This is a genomic window from Polaribacter glomeratus, from assembly GCF_002954665.1.
Taxonomy (GTDB): Bacteria; Bacteroidota; Bacteroidia; order Flavobacteriales; family Flavobacteriaceae; genus Polaribacter; species Polaribacter glomeratus.
Map to the genome: position 1 here is coordinate 1744390 of NZ_MSCM01000001.1, position 5501 is coordinate 1749890.

The 5501-nt window shown below is 35.3% G+C and carries 1 protein-coding gene; it reads left to right on the forward strand.

Features of this window, described 5'->3' with window-relative positions:
• Nucleotides 1-691: 691 nt before the first annotated feature.
• Nucleotides 692-5501 (forward strand): ice-binding family protein (locus tag BTO16_RS17575; protein ID WP_245892019.1); only part of this gene is annotated, 4810 nt, incomplete at its 3' end.

The window sequence follows — 5501 nt, forward strand, 5'->3', positions numbered from 1 at the left end:
TTATAAATTATATTTGAAAATCAAAAAGAGCTAATTAAAAAAATAGCAGTAAAAAATTGAAATTAAGAACTATTTAAAAAAATTAGCTTAAAATAGGTTTTAATAAACCAACTACTTTTAAAGAATATCGAACAGACTTTAAAACCCTTTAACGAAACAAAATAGCATTTCACCAATACAAAAACACAGCTTATCTAAAATACTGCAAAAACCATTTTAAATTCTTATGTTTGTAAATTAAATAAGTTTATTTCTAAGTAAAGTTAAAAAATATTGTTATCGAAACAAAAAATATTTTTAAAAACTAATTACAACTTAGTAACTTAAAATTTAAAAAAACTTCCCTAAAGATAGTATCCCTAAATACTAAATTACGAACATAACAAAATGGCGCTTAAAAAGCTTCAATAATATCTATTTACTATAGTTATTGTGCATGTTAATACCCATTAATGAGGTTTAAAACCGTCTTTTTATGAGTATGTGTTTAAATTATTTACATCAAACCAAAATCAACTACTTTGAAATAAGTATTAAAACCAAGACTATGTTTATAAGAAGCCCCCGATTGCTTGTTACTTCCTCATTAATAACCAACATTTTTTTTAGTCTCAAAAAGAAGATATCAATAGCAATAGTAACTTTTATACTACTATTATTTTCAAATGCAAATTATAGCCAAACACTCGACTTGGGTATACTTTCTACTTTTGAAGCGTATACTGGAGCAGGAGCTATTACAAATGACGGAGCTATGGTTGGTGATGCTGGAACAAATGATGGAATCGTTAGCGGTCTCGGATTTGGACTAGGTTATATTGGTACAACCTACCAGAATAATCCTACAACTGTTCAGGCCAGAATAGATTTACTTAGAGTATACATTCATCTTAGCGATGTATTTGTCAAGTATCCTGGCTCTCACGCTCCTGCTTTTGGTGGTGCAGAAACTCTTTACCCAGGAGCTTATTCAATACCTGGTGCTGGTTCTCTAAGCGGACCTATTACACTTGACGGACAAGGAGATCCCAATGCTTACTTTATCCTAAAATTTGATGGCGCATTTACAGTAGGAGTCGGTACACAAATTAATTTAATTGGTGGAACACGAGCTGCAAATGTTTTTTGGATATCCGAAGGAGCCATGTCTATTGGGGCAAGTAGCCATTTAAAAGGAACTTTTATTGCACATCCTGGAGCACTTACTGTTGGTCTAAATTGTACTGTAAATGGGAGATTATTATCTACAGAAGGAGCATTAACTGTTGGAGCTGGTACTGTAGCAGCAATGCCTTTAGGATTAAGCACTATTCCTATAAAATGTTCTGGTAACTGCGACCCTGCAACTGCTGTTGATGTTTTAAGAAGCCTTAAACAATATGCACTTTTTACAAGTAATGGAGCTGTAGCAAATTCTGCTACATCAGGCATTGTTGGTAATATTGGTACAAATTCAGGTACTATAACCGGTTTTACTACTTCAACACATGTTGGGTCTTTTAACCTTCCAAGTGCTACGACAGCGCAAGCTGTAACGGATTTAAACTACGCGTACATACAACTTAAACTTTTAACAAATACTGAACTAGGACACTTACCTGCTTTTGGGAATGGAGAAACAGTTTTGCCCGGAGTTTATTATACAGGAGGAGCTGGATCTTTAGCAGGAACTATCACTTTAGATGCGCAAGGAGATTCTGATGCAATATTTGTTTTCAAGTTTAATGGCGCATTTTCGGTAGCTGGTCAATCAAAAGTAATTTTAAAGAATGGTGCTCGTCGTTGTAATGTTTTTTGGACTTCAGAAGGCGCTACAGATATCGGAACTTTTAGTCATATGAAAGGAACTTTTATTGCACATGCAGGAGCTGCTACGATGGCAGCAAATGGAAATTTAGAAGGCAGATTGCTTTCTACAGCTGGAGCAATAGGATTTAGTACTGGTGTTATTTATAATGATACACTTTGTTTTGGGGATGATACACCTATTTCTGATGGAGATCAAACCGTTTGTTCAGACGGCACAAATACTCAAACACTTACTGCTTCTGCAACTTCTAATACTACTGCTGGAAACATTGTTTGGTACGATGCCCCAACTGATGGTAATGCAGTTTCGCCTGCTACCCAAGTTGGTATTGGCTCAATAACATATTACGCAGCATCTTACAACGGTACATATTACAGCCCTAATAGAGCTGCTGTTACTTTAACAATAAACGATTGTAGTATTGACACTGATGGCGACGGAACTCCAGATTCTACAGATACAGATGATGATGGCGATGGTATTAATGATTTCGATGAAGCATTAATCGGTACAAACCCATTAATAGTAGATACAGATGGTAACGGAATTAATGACGGTGATGCAGATTTTGATGGTGACGGAATTGATAATGCTACAGAATCAGATGCAACTTTAGCAACTGTAACAGATACTAATCCAGTAGACGGCAATCCTGATATTACATTCGGAACAGATACAGATAGTGATGGTATTCCTGATGCTACAGATACAGATGATGATGGTGATGGAATTAATGATACAGATGAAGCATTAATTGGTACAAACCCTTTAATAGTAGATACAGATGGTGATGGAACCCTCGACGGTGCAGAAGATTTTGATGGTGACGGAATTGACAATGCTACAGAATCTGATGAAAATGCAACAATTTCAACAGATACTACTCCTGCGGATGGAAATCCAGATATTACTTTTGGAACAGATACAGATGGCGATGGTATTCCTGACGCTACAGATACAGATGATGATGGTGATGGAATTAATGATACAGATGAAGCATTAATTGGCACAAACCCTTTAATAGTAGACACTGATGGTGATGGTACTCCTGACGGCGCAGAAGATTTTGATAATGATGGTATTGACAATGCCTCAGAATCTGATGAAAATGCAGCAATTATAACAGATACTACTCCTGCAGATGGAAATCCAGATATTACTTTTGGAATAGATACAGATGGCGATGGTACTGATGACAACAATGACACAGATGATGATGGTGACGGAATTAATGATGCTGATGAAGCATTAATTGGAACTAATCCATTATTATTCGACACAGATGGTGACGGAAATAGTGACGGTGTAGACGATTTTGATGGTGATGAGATTGACAATGCTACAGAATCTGATGAGAATTCACCAATTATAACAGATACTACTCCTGTAGATGGAAACCCAGATATTACGTACGTATTAGATACGGATAACGATGGAACTCCAGATTATTTAGATACTGATGATGATGGTGATGGAATTAATGACGCCGATGAAGCTTTAATTGGTACAAACCCATTAATCGTAGATACGGATGGTGATGGCACTCCTGACGGTGCAGAAGATTTTGATGGTGATGGTATTGATAATGCCACAGAATCAGATGAGAATTCACCAATTATAACAGATACAACCCCAGCAGATGGAAATCCAGATATTACATTTGGAATAGACACAGATGGTGATGGTACTGATGATAAAAATGATACAGATGATGATGGCGATGGAATTAATGATTCAGATGAAGCATTAATTGGGACTAATCCTTTATTATTCGATACAGATGGTGACGGGAATAGTGACGGTGTGGATGATTTTGATGGTGATGGCCTTGATAATGCTACAGAATCAGATGAAAATGCAGCAATTATAACAGATACTGTGCCTACAGATGGCAATCCAGATATTACATTTGCACAAAACACGCCTCCTTCAGGAGTTCTATACAATCCTACTGCGCCTGCTGAATGTTTTAATGTATTTATTGAAAACAGTATAACTTTAACCAACGGTAATACAACCGGAAGTTTAGCTGCCGGTGGTGATTTAAATTTGAATGGAAATTATACAGTTGCTTCCCAAGATTGTGGTTGTTACGATGTTAATGGAAATAAAATAGGGTTATTAGTAGGTGGTAAAGTAGTCTATAGTGGTAACAATATATTATCGATTTCACATGGCTCTCAATATGCTAAAATTGGAGAAAGTAATGGGTCTAATACCTGGTATCAAGATCCTTCAAATGCTCCTGCTTCAATAAGAGTAACGCCTGGATCTAATTACAGCTCAAGTTCTCATATTCAATTACAAGGAAATGCAGCTGCCTTTAATGCTTCTACAAACAATAATCCTGTTTTTGAACAAGGTCTTTTAGATTTCTCTTTAGCTTTTCAAAGATTAAGAACAAATGCTATAAGTTTATCTAAAGCAACAAACAATGTGCTATTAAAAGATAATAACGGTACTAGTATTTCGAATACGAACTTACCTAGTATTGTAAAAATTAATTTACAAAACGGAATTAACTATTTAAATATAACAGGAACAGACTTAAATAATGTTGATACATTTATCTACAACCAACAACCAAGTGCTTCTAAAACAGTAGTTATTAACATCAATGCTGCTGGCACTTTTAATTGGGATGTTTGGCAGCAGAACAATGTTGGTTTAACGCAAGGTAAATTTATTTTATACAATTTCTATAATACATCAAATTTACAAATTATAGGAAATAAAGTAATTGCAGGAACTGTTTTAGCCCCTTTTGCAAACATCAATAAAACTGTAAATACTAATAATATTCTAGGACAAATAATTGGGTTGTCTTTAAATCATAATGGAGGTCAAGTGCAATGTGCCGTTTTTACATCTAACATAGCTAGTCCAGCATCTTCAGAAACATCGCCTACGGCGTCATTTACCATTCAAAATGATGAACTTTGTTTTAATGATAATCAGTTTAATTTTACAAATACATCAAATACAAGTGCAGCTTATCAACCAGTAAACCCTATTTCATATAGTTGGAATTTTGGCGATGGTACTTCTAGTATTCTTATGAATCCTACGAAAAGTTATTCATCAGCGGGAACATATAATATAGAATTAACGGCTACAAATATCTTTGGTTCAGATACCCAAACAAAACAAGTAATAGTAATAAGTTCACCTAATCATCCAGTAACTACTAAAGCTACATTAACTTCTTCACCTGGCACAGTAACTAGAGAGATAACACTTGTAAATAGTTCTTATTTTGATAGTTGGGATTGGAGTATAACTGGCGGTGCTTCTGGTTTGTATCCAAATCAAGATGTTGTATCTTTTAATTTTACTGCAGCGGCAACTTATGAAATTATTGTTACAGGTTATAAAGACGGATGTAGCGAAGCTAGATCAATTACTTTTGTAATACCTTCTAGTGAGGTTACCGGCGGTAATGGCGGCGGGGTAGAAAGTGAAAGCTTAGGCGATGCAATTTCTAAAATTTATGTAAACCGTAAAAAGAATAGCGTACCAACAAACTTCGTAAAATCTAATAAAAACCTGTATAACAAAGCAGCTTTAAAAAGAGCGCAACCCTATCTTGGTAAAAGTGCAGATTTAACAATGTTAGACATGTTTCCTACAGAGTTAATAGCAGGCGATGTGGCAAACGTAACCTCTCCTACTGATATTTTAGACTATACAG